The following is a 19,064-nucleotide window of genomic DNA, read 5'->3' as shown; positions in this document are numbered from 1 at the left end:
CGCGCAAGGCGGCGGGGATCGCCTTGCGCCCACTTCCAGATTGTCGAACGGGGGCCGTTTTGAACTCTGACGTCTTTGCGCCGTGGGATGACCCGCAGGCGAAACCCTTGATCCAATTCCAGAATGTCACCAAACGGTTTGGAGATTTCACGGCCATAGACAATCTGTCTCTGGACATTTTCGAGAAAGAATTCTTTGCCTTGCTCGGTCCGTCGGGTTGCGGCAAGACCACGATGATGCGCATGCTGGCGGGGTTCGAAACGCCGACCGAGGGGCACATCATTCTGGGCGGTCAGGACATCGACCCGATCCCGCCAAACAAACGCGCAGTGAACATGATGTTCCAGTCCTATGCGCTGTTTCCGCATCTCAGCATCTGGGAAAACATCGCCTTTGGTTTGCGCCGGGACAACATGCCCAAGCATGACCTTGAAGACCGGGTGGAAGAGATGCTGCGCCTGACCCGGCTCGAGCAATTCGCTCGTCGCAAGCCGCATCAGATCTCGGGCGGTCAACGGCAACGGGTCGCGCTGGCGCGGTCGCTGGCGAAGGCGCCCAAGCTGTTGCTGTTGGACGAGCCTCTGGGCGCGTTGGACAAGAAACTGCGACAGGATACGCAGTTCGAACTGATGGATATTCAGGAGAAGACCGGCACAACCTTTGTGATCGTTACCCACGATCAGGAGGAAGCCATGACCGTCGCCAGCCGCGTGGCGGTAATGGATCAAGGTCGTTTGATGCAGGTCGCCACGCCCGATCGCATCTATGAAAACCCGAACTCGGTCTATGTCGCGGATTTCATCGGTGACGTGAATATCATCGAAGGCCACGCCACCGCGAATGGTGAGCAAACCTATCGGATCGACTGGGCCGAAGGGCAGGCTCCGCTGACGGCAACCTCGGCGAACGGCTTCTCGGAGGGTCAGGCCTGCCATCTGGCGATCCGGCCCGAGAAGGTGACGATCTCAACCGACCGCCCTGCCGAGGCAATCAATGCCGTGCAGGGCAAGGTGTTGGATATCGCTTATCTGGGCAACCTCTCGACCTATCATGTCGAGCTGCCGAACGGCACGATCATCAAGGCGCAAACGGCCAATACTCGCCGCATCTCGCGTCGGTCATTCACATGGGAAGACCCGGTCTGGCTGTCCTGGACAGCGACGGCTGCGGTCCTGTTGGCAAGCTGATGCGCCGCGCGCTGCTGATCGCACTTCCTTATGTCTGGCTGTTGGCGCTGTTTTTGGTGCCGTTTTTCATTGTCCTAAAAATATCACTCTCGGACACGGAACTGGCGATCCCGCCCTACACGCCGACGTTGGACCTGTCGCAGGGTTGGGCCGGGATCAAGGATTTCTTCAGCCAGCTGGATTTTGAGAATTTCGTCTGGCTGACCGAGGATGACCTGTATTGGAAGGCCTACCTCTCCAGCCTGAAGATCGCTGTGATCTCAACCTTTCTGACGTTGCTGGTGGGATACCCGATTGCCTATGGCATGGCGCGCGCGCCGGCCGAATGGCGACCGACACTGATGATGCTGGTGATCCTTCCGTTCTGGACCTCATTCCTGATCCGCGTTTACGCGTGGATGGGGATCCTGTCGAACGAAGGGTATCTTAACCAGCTCTTGCTGTGGACGGGTATCATCTCGACCCCGCTGACGATTCTGAACACCAATACGGCTGTCTATATCGGGATCGTCTACACCTATCTGCCGTTCATGATCCTGCCGATCTATTCGTCGTTGGAGCGCATGGATGAGTCACTGATCGAAGCCGCCGAGGATCTGGGGTGTTCGCGCCTCCAGGCCTTCTGGCTGGTAACGATCCCCTTGTCGCGCCCCGGCATCATTGCGGGCTGTTTCCTTGTCATGATCCCGGTGATCGGTGAGTTCGTGATCCCCTCACTTCTGGGCGGCTCGGGCACCCTGATGATCGGTAAGGTCCTGTGGGAGGAGTTCTTCTCAAACCGTGACTGGCCGGTGGCAAGCGCGGTGGCGGTGGTTCTGCTGCTGATCCTCGTGGTGCCGATTGTGCTGTTCCAGCGCAACCAGCAGAAACAGGCGGAGGCTGAGAAATGAACAGGTTAAGCTGGTTCAACACGGTTACCCTGACACTGGGGTTCGCGTTCCTGTACATCCCGATGATCATCCTGATCATCTTCAGCTTCAATGAAAGCAAGCTGGTGACTGTCTGGGCGGGGTTCTCGACCAAATGGTACGGAGAGCTGGCCCAGAACGAAGCGTTTCTGGACGCGGCATGGGTGACGATCCGGGTGGCCGTGTTCTCATCGACGCTGGCAACCATTCTGGGTACCGCCGCGGCCTATGTCCTGGTACGCGGAGGGCGCTTCTTTGGCCGCACCCTGTTCTCGGGAATGATCTACGCGCCGCTGGTCATGCCCGAGGTGATCACCGGCCTGTCGCTCTTGCTGCTCTTCATCGGCATCGGATTGGACCGGGGGATTCTGACCATCGTTCTGGCCCATACGACCTTCTCGATGTGCTTTGTGTCGGTGGTAGTCTCCTCGCGCCTTGTGACCTTTGACCAGTCGCTGGAAGAGGCCGCCTTGGACCTTGGCTGCTCGCCCGCGCAAGCGTTTCGACTGGTGACCCTGCCGATCATCGCTCCTGCGGTTATCTCAGGCTGGCTGTTGGCGTTTACCTTGTCGCTGGATGATCTGGTGATCGCGTCCTTTACTTCGGGTCCGTCTGCCACGACTTTGCCGATCAAAATCTTTTCGGCCGTGCGGCTTGGTGTTAGCCCTGAGATTAACGCGCTGTCGACCCTCATGATTGCTGTTGTGACCATCGGCGTCATCACTGCCTCATTGGTCACCAAGCGTGCCATGATGCGGCAAAAGCAGGATGAGATGGCCGCTATGCGCGCCGAATGAAACGGATATTTCCAGACTACACCTATGGTGATGGGCCAAGGCAGGGGTGCTGGTGGGACGAAACTATTGCCGCCCCCGATTGGCCCGAACAGCAGGGTGATTTGCAGGTTGATGTAGCCGTCATCGGCGGCGGTTTCACCGGAGCTTCAGCCGCATTGCATTTGGCGGATGCCGCCGTGTCTGTCGCAGTGTGTGAGGCCGAAACACCCGGTTGGGGGGCTTCGGGACGCAATGGTGGGTTCTGCTGTTTGGGTGGATCAAAACTCAGCTACAAGGCAATGTGTCGTCGCTATGGAGAAGTCGCGGCGCAAGCGTATTCCGAGGCTGAAAGCGACGCGGTGCAACTCGTCGAAAGCCTTCTGGACCGCTACGGGATCGACGTGGATCGGCACTCCAAAGGCGAGACGCAACTGGCCCATTCCCACCGCGCGATGGAGGCGCTGAGGCGCAATGCCGATGAGAACGGCATACTGCATGAAGCTGCTGACCTGTTCGGTCTAGGCCTGAACGGGCCGTTCCATGGTGGGTACACAACTCCTGTTGGCTTCGGCCTCAACCCCCGGAAATACCTTTTTGGCTTAACCCAAGCCGCGCGGGCGCAAGGCGCAGTGTTTTTTCAGAACAGCCCCGTTCTGAGCATTGAGAAGACCGCGTCAGGCTTTGCTGTTCAAACACCAAAAGGCCAAATCCGAGCCGACAAGGTCTTGGTCTGCACCAATGGGTACTCCAGCGAAGATATCCCGTCCTGGATGTCGGCGCGTTACATGCCTGCCCAATCCACTGTGCTTGTCACCCGTCCTCTGACACAGGTCGAGAAGGCGGCGCAGGGTTGGACCTCAGATCAGATGTCATATGATACGCGTAATCTTTTGCACTACTTCCGCGTGATGCCGGATGGTCGGTTCCTGTTTGGCATGCGGGGCGGGCTGCAGTCCTCACCCAAAGCCGAGGCGGCGATCCGCATGCAGGTGCAACGCGACTTCAAGCGCATGTTTCCGGCGTGGTCCGAGGTGGACGTCACTCATATCTGGTCGGGCATGGTGTGCATGTCGCGCGATCTGGTGCCTTTTGTTGGGCCGGTTCCGGGACAGGCAGGGATGTTCGCGGGCTTCGCCTATCATGGCAACGGAGTCGCCATGGGCACCTATAGCGGTCGGGCCCTGGCGCGGTTGGCCCTGGGTCAGACCAGCGGATTGCCAAATGTCATGTCCGAGACAGCCCGCCGCTTTCCATTGGGTCGTTGGCGGCGTGCCCTGATGCCGCCCGCCTATGCCGCTATGGGACTAGCCGATCTGTAATCCGCTTCTAAAAGCCGTGCGGAAACAACCCATCGGCGCTTGAGGCCTGCGTGAAAATACTGGAACGTGTGGCAGACCCCATGAAACCCGACCGGAGGGCAGAAGATGAAGATAGGCGGTGTTCACTACCACTCGATCTGGCGCGACGCTGAAAGCGGAGAGGTCAGGATCATCGACCAGCGCTGGCTGCCGCATGATTTCCGGATCGCCACCTTGTCCTCTCTGGCCGAGTTTGAGGCCGCAATCCGCGAGATGTGGGTGCGTGGCGCGCCTCTGATCGGGGCGACCGCTGCCTATGGTATGGCGGATGCGATGTCCCGCGACCCGTCTGATCAGAGTTTTGAACATTCAGCTTCGGTTCTGAACGCGACCCGGCCAACGGCGGTGAACCTGAACTGGGCGTTGCAGCGCTGCCGGGAGGCCTTGCTGCCTCTGCCAATTGATCAACGCGCCGCCGCGGCCTGGGCGCTGGCGGATGATATCTGCGAAGAGGATATCGAGATCAATCGCCGGATCGGAGAACATGGGCTTGCTTTGATCCGCGACATCGCCGCCCGCAAACCCGCCGGTGAGCCGGTGCGCCTGCTGACCCATTGCAATGCCGGGTGGCTGGCCACCGTAGACTGGGGCACTGCGACCAGCCCGATGTATCAGGCGCAAAACGCTGGCTTGCCGATCCATGTCTGGGTTGATGAAACGCGACCCCGGAACCAGGGGGCCTTGACTGCTTGGGAGCTGGGCGAACATGGCATCAGCCATCAATACATCGTCGACAATGCCGGTGGTCATTTGATGCAGCATGGTCTGGTCGATCTGGTGATCACTGGGACGGATCGAACAACCTCAACCGGCGATGTCTGCAACAAGATCGGCACCTATCTGAAAGCCCTGGCCGCACATGACAACAACGTGCCGTTTTATGTGGCCTTGCCCTCACCCACTATCGATTGGACGCTTCGGGACGGGGTCGCCGAAATCCCAATCGAGGACCGACCGGACCGCGAAATCTCGCATGTGTTCGGCATGACGGAGGGCGGCATTGGAGAGGTCTGTGTCGTCCCTGATGGCTCGGATGTAGGTAACCCGGCCTTTGACGTCACGCCGAACCGTCTCGTCACCGGCTTGATCACCGAGAGGGGCGTATGCGACGCCAGCGCCGAAGGTCTGGCGGCCATGTTCCCTGAAAAGGTTGGCCAAGCCGCCTGAGCGCAGAACGACAAGGATACAAAAGACATGATCGAAAACATGTACAAGGCGCAGGCCGCCGCAGACTGGCGTGCGGCTGCCGGCGCCGATCCGGCTGATCAGGAATTGGCAGAGCGGGTCTACACTTCGCGCCTCATCGGTCAGAACCCGGATCTGCTGATGCATGGCGGTGGCAATACCTCGGTCAAGCTAGAGCGCCCCGATTTGTTCGGCGAGATGCGGCCGGTTCTGCACGTCAAAGGCTCGGGCTGGGATCTGGACACGATCGAAGCGCCCGGACTGCCCGGTGTCTGGCAAGAGCCACTGTTGAAGCTACGCGCACTCGATAAGTTGTCGGATGAAGACATGGTGAACTATCAGCGCTCAAGCCTGCTGAATTCGGCCTCGCCCAACCCGTCAGTGGAAACGCTGCTGCATGCCTTCCTGCCACACAAATACGTCGATCACACCCACGCGACGCCGTTTCTGATCCTCGCCGACTTGCCCAATGCCGAGGAGATCTGTCGCGAGATTTTCGGCGACCGGCTGGGGATCGTGCCTTACATCATGCCCGGTTTTAGCCTCGCGAAAGCAGCGGCGGATGTGTACGACGCCAACCCTGATGTTGAAGGGCTGCTGCTCCTTAAACATGGTCATTTCGCCTTTGGCGCCACCGCGCAGGAAAGCTATGACAAGATCGTTCAGCATACCAATGAGGTCGCGGACTATCTCGGCCTGACCGAACTTACGCCAATTGGCGAACGTCTGCCTGCCAACGGGCTGGAAATGTTGCCCGTCTTGCGCGGTGTGATCGCCGAGGTCACGGCGGATCGGGACGGCGCGATGCCCGTCTTTGATCTGAGAAATGGCCCCGCGACACATGCGTTTATGGCGCGGGGCGATGTGGATGCGCTGGCGGCTCGCGGCATGGCCTCACCGGATCACGTGCTGCGTACCAAGGGCTGGCCGCTGGTGCTGAAACAGGCGGACCTAACCGACCGAGAGAGCATCAAAGCCAAGGTCGAAGCCTTCGCTGTGGATTACCGCGCCTATTTCGACCGTCAGGCCCCTCAGGCCGCGGAACCCAAGACCATGCTGACCCCTGATCCCAAACATGCGTGGATCGAAGGGATCGGTGTGCTGGGGATTGGGGTGAACGCTAAGGCGGCCGCGGCCTCGGCTGATCTGGCTGAGCAGAACATCCGCGTGCGCGCCGTCGCAGAAGATGCGGGCGGGTTCTATCCGATTGGCGAAAAGGACATGTTCGATTGCGAATATTGGTCGTTGGAGCAAGCAAAGCTGGGTAAAGGCACCCCACCGCCGTTTCAGGGCCGGGTCGTCATGGTGACCGGCGGGGCAGGAGCGATTGGTCTGGCAACCGCCAAAGCCTTTGCCGCCAAGGGGGCGAATGTCGTTCTGGTGGATCGGGATCAAGAGGCTCTGGATGCCGCCCTATCCCAGTTGGGTCGCTGGCATGCGGCCTGCGCGCTCGACATCACGCAAGCTGACGCTGCCGATACCGCGATGGCGGCTGCGGTCGCCGCCTTCGGGGGGCTGGATATTTTGGTGTCCAATGCGGGTACGGCCACAGGGGGCGCTCTGGTCGAGCTGGAGGATGATGCCTTCCGAGCGGCTTTCGAGTTGAACTTTTTCGCGCACAAGGCTTTTGCCACCGCCGCTGCCAAGTTGATGCAGGATCAGGGGCGGGGTGGACAGATCCTATTCAATATCTCCAAACAGGCGGTCAATCCCGGTCGCAACCTGGGCGCCTATGGAACCCCCAAGGCCGCGACGATGTTCCTGATGCGGCAACTGGCGTTGGAACTGGCGGGGTCTGGTATTCGGGTCAACGGTGTGAATGCGGACAAGATACGCTCCGGCCTGCTGACGGATGCGTTCATCAAGGAACGCGCCGCCGCGCGGGGTGTCAGCGAAGAGGTCTATATGGGCGGCAATCTTCTGGGCCGTGAGGTCGAGGCGCATCATGTCGCCGAAGGGTTCGTCAATCTGGCCTTGATGGAGCGCACTACCGGTCACGTCATCACAGTCGATGGTGGTAATACCGAAGCCGAACTGCGCTAGCTTCGCCCGCTGAAAACACTTGCGCGCGACCGATGAACGGCCGCGCGCAGCAAAAACTTGTCCAATGCGGCGTTAGAAATGCGCCGATTGAGTGGCTGGGTTTTTCGCAACTGGCGGGGCGAACTTGGTCAAGTCGATCCCTTCAACCGAGGCTTTGTATTCCTCGATCGTGGGTGTCCGACCCAGAATGGCCGACAGGACAACAACCGGGGTCGAGGCCAGCAGGGACTCACCTTTCTTGTCTGGCGCATCTGCCACAACGCGGCCCTGGAAAAGGCGGGTCGAGGTGGCTAGAACCGTGTCGCCCTTGGCGGCCTTTTCCTGGTTGCCCATGCACAAGTTACAGCCGGGACGTTCTAGATACAGGATGTTCTCGTACTCAGTCCGCGCCTTTTCCTTCGGGAACAGGTCGTCGAATTCGAAGCCAGAGTATTTCTCCAGCACTTCCCAGTCGCCCTCTTCCTTCAACTCGTCGATGATGTTGTAGGTCGGGGCTGCCACGACCAGCGGGGCCTGGAACTCGACCTTGCCGGTTTCCTTTTCAAGGTTCTTCAGCATCTGGGCCACGATCTTGATGTCGCCCTTGTGCACCATACAGGACCCGACAAAGCCCAGATCCACATGCTTCTCGGCATTGTAATACGAGATCGGGCGGATCGTGTCGTGGGTATAGCGCTTTGAGACATCAGCGTTGTTGACATCCGGGTCGGCGATCATCGGTTCAACGATCTGGTCCAGATCAACGACAACTTCGGCGAAGTATTTCGCGTTGTCATCGGGGCGCAGCGCTGGCTTTTCGCCCGACTTAATCTCGGCAATGCGTGCATCGGCGATGTTGATCAGCTTTTGCAGCATGCCGTTCTCGTGCTCCATGCCTTTGTCGATCATGATCTGGATGCGGGACTTGGCCAGTTCCAGCGAGCCAATCAGGGTCTCGTCATTCGAGATACAGACCGAGGCCTTGGCCTTCATCTCGGCAGTCCAGTCGGTGAAGGTAAAGGCCTGGTCGGCCAACAGCGTGCCGATATGAACCTCGATCACGCGGCCTTGGAACACGTTGTCGCCATGCTGTTCCAACATTTGCGCCTGGGTCGCATGTACGACGTCGCGGAAATCCATATGCCCGGCCATCGTGCCCTTGAAGGTCACCTTGACCGATTCAGGGATCGGCATCGAGGCCTCACCTGTGGCCAGCGCCAAAGCAACAGTGCCCGAGTCGGCCCCGAAGGCCACGCCTTTGGACATGCGGGTGTGGCTGTCGCCGCCAATGATGACCGACCAGTCATCCACGGTGATGTCGTTCAGCACTTTGTGGATCACGTCGGTCATCGAATGATAGACGCCTTTCGGGTCACGCCCGGTGACGAGGCCGAAGTCATTCATGAACTTCATCAGGCGGGGGGTGTTGGCTTGCGCCTTAGCATCCCACACCGAGGCCGTGTGACAGCCAGACTGATACGCCCCATCGACTATGGGCGAGACAACAGTTGCCGCCATCGACTCAAGCTCTTGCATGGTCATCAGGCCGGTTGTGTCCTGTGAGCCGACGATGTTGACCTTGACGCGCACGTCCGATCCGGCATGCAGGGTTTTGCCGGGTGTGGTTCCAACGGCGTTCTTGTTGAAGATCTTTTCAACCGCTGTCAGGCCCTGGCCCTCGTGGCTGATTTCTTTCGACGGAGCAAAGACCAGCGGTGCCTCAACACCCAGTGCTTCGGCCGCGAATGTCTGCAGTTTCTTACCGAAAACGATGGCGTAGGAACCGCCTGCCTTCATGAATTCAACTTTTTGCGGCGTGAAGGACGAGTTCACTTCGACTAGCTCTTCCCCGTCTTCGCTCAGCAGTTTGTGGTCTTTGGTGTTGATCTTCAGAACCGTACCAGTGGCGACCGAGTACTTCTCTTCCAGGATCGGGTTGCCGTCATTGTTCAGGATTACGTTGCCATCCTCATCGACCTTTTTGACCCAGTTCTTCAGGTCCAGTCCGATGCCGCCGGTCACGCCGACGGTGGTCAGGAAGATCGGCGAAATGCCGTTGGTGCCTGCAACGATGGGGGCGTAGTTGACGAAGGGCACATAGGGGCTGGCTTGTTTGCCGGTCCACAGGGCCACATTGTTCACACCCGACATACGGGACGATCCCACACCCATGGTGCCTTTTTCAGCGATCAGCATGACGCGCTTGCCGGGATGCTTCAGCTTGAGCGCTTCGATCTCTTGTTGCGCGGCCTCGGAGATCAGGCATTTGCCGTGCAATTCGCGGTCCGCGCGCGAGTGTGCCTGATTGCCAGGCGACAACAGGTCAGTCGAGATGTCACCTTCGGCAGCAACATAGGTGACGACTTCGATCTCTTCGTCGATGTCGGGCAGCTTGGTGAAGAACTCGGCCTTGGCGTAGCTTTCAAGGATGTCTTTCGCGACGGAATTGCCTGCATCGAGCGCTGCTTTCAGCCGGTCGGTATCCGCGTCATAGAGGAAGACCTGAGTCTTCAGAACCTCAGCCGCTTTGCCCGCAATTGCCGCATCGTCGCCCAATGCCAGATCCAGCAGTACCTTGACCGAGGGGCCGCCTTTCATGTGAGACAGCAGCTCGAACGCGAAATCCTGCGAGATTTCTTCGACATCGGCCTGACCCAGAATGATCTCTTTCAGAAACGCCGCCTTCTCACCCGCGGCGTTGGTTGTGCCAGGCAGGGTATTGTAGATGAAGAAATGCAGCGAGTCCGCGCGGTGTTCGTTTTGAGAGTCGCGGATCTGGTCGATGATCTCTTTTGTCAGGGCACCGTCGTCGACGGGCTTGGGGTTCAACCCCTGCTCTTTGCGTGTTTCGATCTCGGCAAGGTAATCAGTATACAGGCTCATGGCTATCCCGACGTATTGGCGTTAGAAGGTGCTTGAGGTCCCGGTCTCAGACATGGATCTGACGCCCGGACATGCTCTTTGTATGCGGCGGTATACTAAATCAACAGGGATTGCAAGTCGCGACACTAGGACAGGTTGCCCCAGGCGCGATGTGTTATTCCCGGAATGCTCGCGTGAAGTAGTCGGTCAGCGGCTTGGTCAGGTAGGACAGCGGAGTGCGCTCGTCTGTTTTGATCATGGCCTCCACCGGCATACCCGGAAGCAGAGTTTGGCCGTTCAGGCGATCCAGCTGACCGTCATCAGGGACCAGCTCGGCCCGGTAGAAGGTAAAGCCTGTGCCTTCATCGGTGAATGTGTCCGCCGAGACATTGATGACATGACCGTCCAGTTCAGGCGTTTCCCGCTGGTTGAAACTGGGAAAGCGCAGGGCGACCTCTTGCCCACGAAACAGCTGGTCTACATGGATCGCATCGACCTTGGCTGCCACAAGAAGCGGCGTATCCTGAGGCACCACATACATCATCTGTTCAGCCGGTTGGATGACCGACTGCAGGGCGAAAACCTGACTGTCATAAACGGTTCCTGAAACGGGCGCGCGGATATCCAGACGCGAGAGGCGCTCGGTCAGCGATAGGCGTCGTTCAGCAAGCTCGGCAATGCGCGTTTGCGCGTCACGCAGCGTTGTGATCGCTTCTTCCCGGCGGGTCGCGTTCAGTTCCAATATCTGGATCTCAGTCGATGCGATCTGCCCTTTGAGCCGGGCGATGGTCGCCTCGAGCCGTCCGATGGCGCCGGTCAAATTGGCCTCTTCCCGTTGCAGAGCCGAGACGCGGCTGGCCTGTGTCAGGCCGCGCTGCAACAGGCTTTCCTGATCCTTGAGCTCTTCACTGATCAACTCTATTTGCTTTTGAGCGGCGGTTAGCTGCGCCTGTGTGCCGTCGATTTCGTTTTCGATCTGGGTTTTCTGACGGGTCAATTGCTCAGTCTGTTGCGTCAACGTCTCGTTGCGGGCGTCAAAAAGGCGCTGCTGACCTGCGATCAGATCGTCTGGGATGTTTTCGCGTTGCTGTACCTCTCGCAGCTTTGCCGCCAACTCCTCGGAGGTGGCCCCATCGCGTTCCGCTTCCAACCGGGCCTGACGGCTGAGCAGTTCAAACAATTGCGTCTCGACCACGGTCTTTTCCGAAGCCAGAAACGTATCGTCCAGACGCAGGAGCAGATCGCCACTTTCCACCAGATCCCCGTCGCGCACAAAGATCTCGCCGACGACACCGCCATCGGGATGCTCGACCACCTGACGGTTGCTTTGCACCTCGATCACACCTTGTGAGATGATCGCACCGGCCAGTTGGGTCCGAACGCTCCAGATGCCGATGCCCACAACGAGGATGAGCAGCGCAACAAAGCCCACAGTTGCAGGGAAGGTTATGCGCCAACTGCGGCGCGCAGGAGGGTTGCTCATTTCTCACCCACTTTATTGAGGTGTCGTTTGATCGCACCGGCATTCTGGACCATCGAGCCCAGAACCTCGTCCCGGCTGCCTGCTTTGACGATCTGGCCTTTCTCGACCACGATCAGGTCATCACATTCGGAAATCGCCTGCGGGCGGTGCGTCATTATGATTGCGGCCTTGCCGCTTTTCTTGAGGCTGCGCACCGCGCGGTTCAACGCCTCGGTGCCGTCGGCATCCAAGGCCGAGTTCGGCTCGTCCAGGATCAGCAGAACAGGATCACCATAGAGCGCCCGGGCAAGCGCGATCCGTTGTTTCTGACCGCCGGACAACTGGCTGTCATTGCCTTCCAGAAAGGTGTCATAGCCCTTCTCCAAAGACATAATCAGCTCATGTGCGTTGGCCTTTTTGGCGGCGGCGACAACAGCGGCGTCATCGGGTTGTTGCGACATCCGGGCGATGTTCTCAGTTACCGTTCCGTTGAACAGTGTGACCTGCTGCGGCAGGTAACCGATGTAGTGGCCCAGATCATCTGCGGCATATTGGTCCAGTGTCGCGCCACCCAAGCGAATCTCACCCGCTGCGGGGGTCAGCAGACCCAAAAGCGCCTTGGCCAGAGTTGTCTTGCCCGAGCCACTTTTGCCGATCACACCCAGCGCCTTGCCGGGTTCCAATAGCAGCGAGGCATTGCGCAGGGTTGGCTTTTGAACGCCGGGCGGAATGACCGTCAGCCCTTTTGCGACGAGACGCGCCTCGGGCACCGGCAGCTTGGTTTTGGCCTGCTCGGGAGGGGTTTCATCGAGGAAGGTGCCAAGACGAGACCATGCGGTTCGCGCGTTTTCGATCAGCCCCCATTGGCCCACCGCCATTTCCACAGGTGCCAAAGCGCGGCCCAGCAAGATCGAACCGGCGATCATGGCCCCGGCTGTCATCTCGTTGCGCAACACCAGCCAAGCGCCAAGCGCCAACATCGCGGATTGCAGGAACAGGCGCAGCGATTTGGTCAAAGACGTGAAACTACCGGTCCAGTCGCTGGCCGATATGCTCTGTGACAAGGCGTTGCTACGCTGTGACAACCAGCGCTGTGCGACGTCGCCCTGCATGCCTTGCGACCGCACTACCTCGGCGGCTTGCCGCGCTTGTTCCGCAAAGGCATTGGCCCGGCCCGAGGCAACCTGTGCCTCGGCCACCTTCTGTTTGGTCAAGATCTGGTTGAGCAATGCGATGACGATCAGCAAGCTACCACCAGCAACCGCCAGCCAGCCGAGCAAGGGGTGAAACAGGAAGATCGCAGCCAGGAAAACGGGCGTCCACGGGATATCCATAACGGCGAGGAAAACAGGCGACGCGCAAAGCGACCGAACGGCCTCCAGATCGCGCAAGGCCGTTGCTGGTGCCGAGCGGATCTGTGGATACAGTGCCCGCCGAATGGTTCCGTCAAAAACCCTCTCGTCCAGCGAGGATTGGAATTTGGCGCCGAACCGCGCCACGATCCGGCCGCGCGCGTAATCCAGCATGGCCATTAGGCCGTAGAGCAGCCCAACCAGCAGAAAAAGCGCCGTAAGCGTCTCGACCGAGCGCGAACTGAGAACCCGGTCATAGACCTGCAGCATGAACAGCGGCCCGGTCAGCATCAGCAGGTTGACGAAGATGCTGAATAGAAACGCGACACCCAGAAACGATACGCTCTGGTTGCGCACGCTCTGAAGCTCTCGCCTCGGGTTGGGCGGTTTGCGGTTTGTCTGTTTCAAATCAATGTCCCCGACACGATGTCCAGCCTGATGCGGCTACGTTTTTTTACCGCGAACCGAGTCTCGAAGAAAGAGTTAGGGTATGCAACTCGATCGTCAAAGGACCAGCGAAATCCGGCCAAACGGCTAAAATCTGGCAGGTTCCCCTAGGGTCCAGCACCCCAATTAGGCATTGCAAGTTTCAGAATGATTTGGATTATCAAGGGCACGTTGATCGCGCTTCGTCGATCACCCGCCATCCGTGCGGGTTAAAAAGAATTGGGGAGATTACAATGAAAGTGAAACACTTGCTGGTAGCAGCCAGTGCCATGGCCCTATTGGCTGGCACTGCCTCTGCGGAAACGCTGCGCTGGGCACGCGCAGGCGACTCGCTGACGATGGACCCGCATGCGCAAAACGAGGGTCCGACCTCAGCCATGGCGCATCAGATCATGGAAACGCTGGTGATGCGCGACCATTCCGGGGCGCTTGTGCCGTCGCTGGCGACCGAGTGGGCCCCGTCTGAGGAAAACCCGAACGTCTGGGTGTTCAAACTGCGTGAAGGCGTGACCTTCCATGACGGCGCCGAGTTCGACAGCGAAGACGTTGTCTTCTCGCTCAACCGCGCGATGACGCCGGATTCCGACTACAAAGAGTTGCTCGCCTCGGTCAAAGAGGTGCGCGCGCCGGACAAATACACGGTTGAGATCGAAACCGACGGTCCGAACCCGATCATGCCTAACAACCTGACCAACATGTTTATGATGGACAAGGCCTGGGCCGAGGCGAACAACGCCGTGAAGGTGCAGGACTATGAAGGGGGCGAGGATACATTCGCCGCCAAGAACGCAAACGGTACCGGCCCGTACAAGCTGGTCAGCCGTGAACCCGACGTGAAAACCGTTCTGACCGCGAACGAGAACTACTGGGGCAAGGATGAGTTCCCCCTAGAAGTGACCGAGATCATCTATACCCCGATCCAGAACGCCGCGACCCGGGTTGCTGCTTTGCTGTCGGGGGAGGTCGATTTCATTCAGGACGTCCCCGTTCAGGATCTGGCCCGCGTTGCGGATACCGATGGTCTGGACGTGCGGACCGCGCCTCAGAACCGGGTGATCTTCTTCGGTATGAACATGGGTGATGCCGATCTGGGCTCGGACAATGTGGACGGGAAGAACCCGTTGGCAGACGTACGCGTGCGTCAGGCGATGTCCAAAGCCATCAACCGGGATGCCATCAAGCAGGTCGTTATGCGCGGCCAGTCGGCCCCTGCTGGCATGATTGCACCGCCTTTCGTGAACGGTTGGGATGAGGGCATGGACAGCTCGTCGACGACTGATATCGAAGGGGCCAAGGCGCTGATGGCCGAGGCTGGGTATCCGGATGGGTTCTCGATCACGCTGAACTGCCCCAACGACCGCTATGTCAATGACGAAGCGATCTGTCAGGCTGCCGTTGGCATGCTTGCGCAGATTGGTGTCACGGTGAATCTGGATGCCAAACCCAAGGCGCAGCATTTCCCGTTGCTTTCGAACCTCGAGACCGACTTCTACATGCTGGGCTGGGGCGTTCCGACCTACGACTCTGAGTATATTTTCAACTTCCTGGTTCACACCAAGGGTGAGAAATACGGCTCGTGGAATGCGACCCGCTACAACAACCCGGAACTGGATGCCAAGATCCAGGGGCTGGCCTCTGAAACGGACCTTCCGAAGCGCGACGCGCAGATCGCCGAGATCTGGCAAGTGGTGCAGGACGATCAGCTGTATATCCCTATCCATCACCAAGTGCTGAACTGGGGTATGAAGTCGAATGTCGGCACAATTGTTGAGCCGGAAGATTCGCCGAAGATCAAATACTTTACCATGAACTAAGGTTCAGGATCCAAGACAGGGCAGGGCGCAGATCAGCGCCCTGTCTTTTGGTGTTTCACGACTGTTCACTCAAAACAGAGAGGTATCGCCATGACCTTCAAGGCAACGGCCATTGGTTTGGCCTTTTTGGCCGCAAGCGCCGCTCAGGCAGCCGAGTTCAAATGGGCCTCGACCACCGATCCACAGACCATGGACCCGCACGCCGTCAACTCGGCCGCTGTTCTTGGGTTCCTCAACAATGTCTACGAAGGACTGGTCCGCCGCGGCAAGGACATGAGCGTTGAGCCTGCTTTGGCCACCAGTTGGGAATCGATTGGAGACGGCGAAGGCTGGCGGTTCACCCTGCGCGAGGGCGTGACGTTCCACGATGGCAGCACATTCGACGCGCAGGATGTTCTCTTCAGTTACCAACGCGCCTCGGATGAGGTCTCGGATACCCGCAGCTGGTTTGCACCGATCAGCGAGGTCAGGGTGGTCGATGACTACACCGTCGATTTCATGACCACTGCACCCAACCCGCTGTTTCCGTCCTCCATTGCAAACTGGATGATCATGGATCAGGGCTGGGCTGAGGCCAATGAGGCCGCTCTGCCCGACAAGGAAACCGGGAACCACGCGACGCTGAATGCCAACGGCACCGGTGCGTTTCAGATCACCGCGCGCGAACCCGGTCTGCGCACCGTTCTGGAACCTTTTGAAGGTTGGTGGGGTGACGCAGAGCACAACATCACTCGCGCCGAATTCAACCCGATCCAGAACTCTGCCACCGCCGTCGCGGCCTTGCTGTCCGGCGATGTCGATATGATTGAGCCTGTCCCGATTCAGGACGTGGCGCGCCTTCAGGGCAATGATGAGGTCGAGGTCATTCAGGGGATTGAGGCCCGCGTGATCATGCTGGGCTTTGACCATCAGGCCGACGCCCTGAAATACACCGACGATGCTGGCAAACCCAACCCGTTCCAGGATGCGCGTGTGCGTCAGGCCGTGGCGCATGCGGTGAACGTCGATGCCATCCTTGCCACGATCATGCGCGGCAATGCCGAGGCGGCGTCGCAACTTGTCAGCCCTGCGATGAGCGGTTACTCGGCGGCCAATGCAGAGCGCCCCGCCTACGATGTCGAGGCCGCAAAGGCCTTGCTGGCCGAGGCCGGATACGCGGATGGATTCTCGTTCGGCCTTAAATGCCCCAATGACCGCTACTTGAATGACGAGGCTGTCTGTCAGGCGATTGTCAGCATGCTGGCACAGATCGGTCTAACGGCTGAGCTGGACGCGATGCCGGTGCGCAACTACTGGCCCGAACTGCGCGAGGACAACTACGACATGTACCTACTGGGCTGGAGCCCCGGCACGTTCGACGCCGAACACCCCGTGCGCTTTCTGGTCGCGACACCCAACGAAGAGAAAAAGCTGGGCAGTTGGAATTTTGGAGGCTTCTCGAACGCGCGTGTAGATGAACTGCTGCCGCAGATTCAATCCGAACTGGATGAAGGCGCCCGTCAGGCCATGTTGGACGAGGTCACCAACATCATTCAGGATGAGCAGGTCTATGTTCCCATGTATGTGCAACCTCTGGTCTGGGGAACGCGCGGCAATATCGGGCTGACCCAACGCCCGGACAACTTCTTCATCCTGCGGTGGGTGACCGTAAACTGAAAACGCTGTTCGAGGGGCCGAGTCGTTCTGGCCCCAGTTTCGTTAGCGGTATCTTGACCATTTGGTCAGACGCGGCTTAGACAGGCCGATCAACCGGGGATTCTGAATGTTCGCATATATTGTTCGAAGGATGTTCCAATCCGTGATCGTTTTGCTGGTCGTGGGTCTGGTCGCGTTCTCGATGTTTCGTTTTGTCGGCGATCCGATCGACAACATGCTGGGTCAGGAACGCACTCAGGCCGATATCGACCGGCTGAGGACGGAACTGGGCCTCGATCAGCCATTTATCGTGCAATACGCCAAGTTCCTGCAGGGTGCGGTTCAGGGCAATTTTGGAGTGTCCTACCGTCAGGGCCGCCCGGTCTCGACCATCATCGCTGAACGTGCGCCCGCGACGCTTGAGCTGGCCTTCGTGTCAGGCTTCCTCGCCATCACCATGGGCATCGCGTTGGGCGTATTCACCGCGATCCGACGACAAGGGGTGGCGGCGAATATCATCATGACGGTCAGTCTGATCGGGGTCTCTCTGCCCACCTTCCTGATCGGGATATTGCTGATCTACATCTTCTCGGTCGAACTTGACCTCTTACCCAGTTTCGGCAGGGGTGAGACGGTCATGATCGGAGGTTGGTCAACCGGGTTTCTGACCACCTCGGGCCTGACGGCGCTGATCCTGCCCGCGATCACGCTGGGTTTGTATCAGATGACTCTGATTATGCGTCTTGTGCGGTCCGAGATGCTCGAGGTCCTGCGCGCCGACTACGTGCGTTTCGCCCGCGCCCGAGGGCTGTCGGACAGGGTGATCAACTTCCGCCACGCGCTGAAAAACACGCTGGTGCCGGTGATTACGATCACAGGTTTGCAACTGGGCTCGATCATCGCCTTTGCCATAATCACCGAGACCGTGTTCCAATGGCCCGGTGTCGGATTGCTGTTCATCAACGCGATCCAGTTCGTCGATATTCCCGTCATGGCCGCCTATCTGATGCTGATTTCGGTCATGTTCGTGACGATCAACCTGATTGTCGATCTTCTCTACTATGCCATTGACCCGCGCCTGCGTGTCGACGCGAGGGCCACATGACCGATACGATCGAAACCCCGCAACCCGCCTCTAAGTCGCGCTTTGCAAAAGCGTGGGACAGCGATTTCGCTTGGTCATTCCGGCATTCGCCCGTGGCTGTCATCGCCTCGGCCGTTGTGCTGATCCTTGTGTTTTGTGCCATTTTCGCGCCCCTGATCGCGCCCTACAATCCGTTCGACCCGGCGACGCTGAACCTGATGAACGGCTTTACACCACCGGGCACACCGAATGCGTTTACGCAGGAAACCTTCCTGTTGGGCACAGATGACCAGGGTCGGGACGTATTCTCGACCATCCTCTACGGGCTGCGCATTTCCTTGTTCGTCGGGGCTGCCGCCGTATTGCTGGCCCTGATCATCGGAGTCGTTCTGGGGCTGGTCGCGGCCTATTTTGGCGGCTGGGTCGAGACGCTGATCATGCGGATCGCCGACGTTCAGCTGACCTTTCCGGCCATTCTGGTCGCTATGTTGATCTTTGGCATCGCCAAGGGCGTGACCCCGCCGGAATATCGCGATGAGATGGCGATCTATGTGCTGATCATCGCCATCGCTCTGTCCGATTGGGTGCAGTTTGCGCGGGTCGTCCGCGGGGCTGCGCTGGTCGAGAAGAACAAGGAATATGTGCAGGCTGCGAGGCTGATCGGTCGCGGCTCGATTCCGATCATGTTCAGACACATCCTGCCTAATGTCCTCAGCCCGGTTCTGGTCATCGCGACGATCTCCCTGGCGCTGGCCATCATCGCCGAGGCGACGCTGAGCTTCCTTGGTGTCGGCGCGCCTCCGACCCAACCTTCACTGGGCACGCTGATCCGTATCGGGCAGGGGTTCCTGTTCTCGGGAGAGTGGTGGATTCTGTTCTTCCCTGCCTGCACTCTTCTGGCCCTCGCCCTGTCCGTGAACTTGCTGGGCGACTGGCTGCGCGATGCGCTGAACCCAAAACTGCGGTGATTTA

The 19,064-nt window shown here is 58.9% G+C and carries 13 protein-coding genes; 10 read left to right on the top strand and 3 right to left on the bottom strand.

Features of this window, described 5'->3' with window-relative positions; all coding sequences use genetic code 11:
• The first annotated feature begins 59 nt into the window (after positions 1 to 59).
• The 6 genes from ACP15L_RS06985 to ACP15L_RS06960 all read left to right on the top strand — a co-directional run bounded on the left by ACP15L_RS06985 (position 60) and on the right by ACP15L_RS06960 (position 7,457).
• Positions 60 to 1,187 carry an ABC transporter ATP-binding protein gene (locus ACP15L_RS06985; RefSeq protein ID WP_425083623.1) on the top strand — a complete coding sequence of 376 codons (1,128 nt, stop codon included), beginning with the start codon at positions 60 to 62 and terminating at the stop codon, positions 1,185 to 1,187.
• Positions 1,187 to 2,077 (top strand): ABC transporter permease subunit, encoded by an 891-nt coding sequence (locus tag ACP15L_RS06980; protein WP_425083767.1) that lies wholly within the window; start codon positions 1,187 to 1,189, stop codon positions 2,075 to 2,077. Before ACP15L_RS06985 ends, ACP15L_RS06980 begins: the two co-directional genes overlap by 1 nt.
• Positions 2,074 to 2,892: an ABC transporter permease gene (locus ACP15L_RS06975; protein WP_425083622.1), complete on the top strand. Its 819-nt coding sequence runs from the start codon at positions 2,074 to 2,076 to the stop codon at positions 2,890 to 2,892. The genes ACP15L_RS06980 and ACP15L_RS06975 overlap by 4 nt, the downstream gene beginning before the upstream one ends.
• Entirely contained in the window at positions 2,889 to 4,190 is a 1,302-nt protein-coding gene (locus ACP15L_RS06970) for an NAD(P)/FAD-dependent oxidoreductase (RefSeq protein ID WP_425083621.1), read from the top strand. The genes ACP15L_RS06975 and ACP15L_RS06970 overlap by 4 nt, the downstream gene beginning before the upstream one ends.
• A 105-nt stretch (positions 4,191 to 4,295) precedes the next feature.
• A complete protein-coding gene (gene mtnA / locus ACP15L_RS06965) occupies positions 4,296 to 5,396 on the top strand; it encodes an S-methyl-5-thioribose-1-phosphate isomerase (RefSeq protein WP_425083620.1) in 1,101 nt (366 codons plus the stop codon).
• Between the two features lie 27 nt (positions 5,397 to 5,423).
• Positions 5,424 to 7,457: a bifunctional aldolase/short-chain dehydrogenase gene (locus ACP15L_RS06960; RefSeq protein ID WP_425083619.1), complete on the top strand. Its 2,034-nt coding sequence runs from the start codon at positions 5,424 to 5,426 to the stop codon at positions 7,455 to 7,457.
• Positions 7,458 to 7,529: 72 nt separating this feature from the next.
• On the opposite strand, the gene ACP15L_RS06955 is transcribed toward ACP15L_RS06960, so the two are convergent.
• The 3 genes from ACP15L_RS06955 to ACP15L_RS06945 all read right to left on the bottom strand — a co-directional run bounded on the left by ACP15L_RS06955 (position 7,530) and on the right by ACP15L_RS06945 (position 13,520).
• Positions 7,530 to 10,319: a bifunctional aconitate hydratase 2/2-methylisocitrate dehydratase gene (locus tag ACP15L_RS06955; RefSeq protein WP_425083618.1), complete on the bottom strand. Its 2,790-nt coding sequence runs from the start codon at positions 10,317 to 10,319 to the stop codon at positions 7,530 to 7,532.
• Positions 10,320 to 10,473: 154 nt separating this feature from the next.
• A complete protein-coding gene (locus ACP15L_RS06950; RefSeq protein ID WP_425083617.1) occupies positions 10,474 to 11,781 on the bottom strand; it encodes an HlyD family type I secretion periplasmic adaptor subunit in 1,308 nt (435 codons plus the stop codon).
• Positions 11,778 to 13,520, bottom strand: coding sequence for a type I secretion system permease/ATPase (locus tag ACP15L_RS06945; protein ID WP_425083616.1), 1,743 nt, complete (start codon positions 13,518 to 13,520; stop codon positions 11,778 to 11,780). The genes ACP15L_RS06950 and ACP15L_RS06945 overlap by 4 nt, the downstream gene beginning before the upstream one ends.
• A gap of 272 nt (positions 13,521 to 13,792) precedes the next feature.
• On the opposite strand from ACP15L_RS06945, the gene ACP15L_RS06940 reads away from it, so the two are divergent.
• From ACP15L_RS06940 to ACP15L_RS06925, 4 genes are all read left to right on the top strand, one after another.
• Positions 13,793 to 15,373, top strand: coding sequence for an ABC transporter substrate-binding protein (locus tag ACP15L_RS06940; RefSeq protein WP_170375664.1), 1,581 nt, complete (start codon positions 13,793 to 13,795; stop codon positions 15,371 to 15,373).
• A gap of 90 nt (positions 15,374 to 15,463) precedes the next feature.
• Positions 15,464 to 17,029, top strand: coding sequence for an ABC transporter substrate-binding protein (locus ACP15L_RS06935; RefSeq protein WP_425083615.1), 1,566 nt, complete (start codon positions 15,464 to 15,466; stop codon positions 17,027 to 17,029).
• 106 nt (positions 17,030 to 17,135) lie between these two features.
• Complete coding sequence (locus tag ACP15L_RS06930; RefSeq protein ID WP_425083614.1) at positions 17,136 to 18,113, top strand: ABC transporter permease; 978 nt, start codon at positions 17,136 to 17,138, stop codon at positions 18,111 to 18,113.
• Positions 18,110 to 19,060 (top strand): ABC transporter permease, encoded by a 951-nt coding sequence (locus ACP15L_RS06925; RefSeq protein WP_170471477.1) that lies wholly within the window; start codon positions 18,110 to 18,112, stop codon positions 19,058 to 19,060. The genes ACP15L_RS06930 and ACP15L_RS06925 overlap by 4 nt, the downstream gene beginning before the upstream one ends.
• The last annotated feature ends 4 nt before the right edge of the window (positions 19,061 to 19,064 follow it).

The organism is Ruegeria profundi (assembly GCF_049800715.1).
Lineage (GTDB): Bacteria > Pseudomonadota > Alphaproteobacteria > Rhodobacterales > Rhodobacteraceae > Ruegeria > Ruegeria profundi_A.
This window is presented reverse-complemented; position numbering and strand designations above follow the sequence as displayed.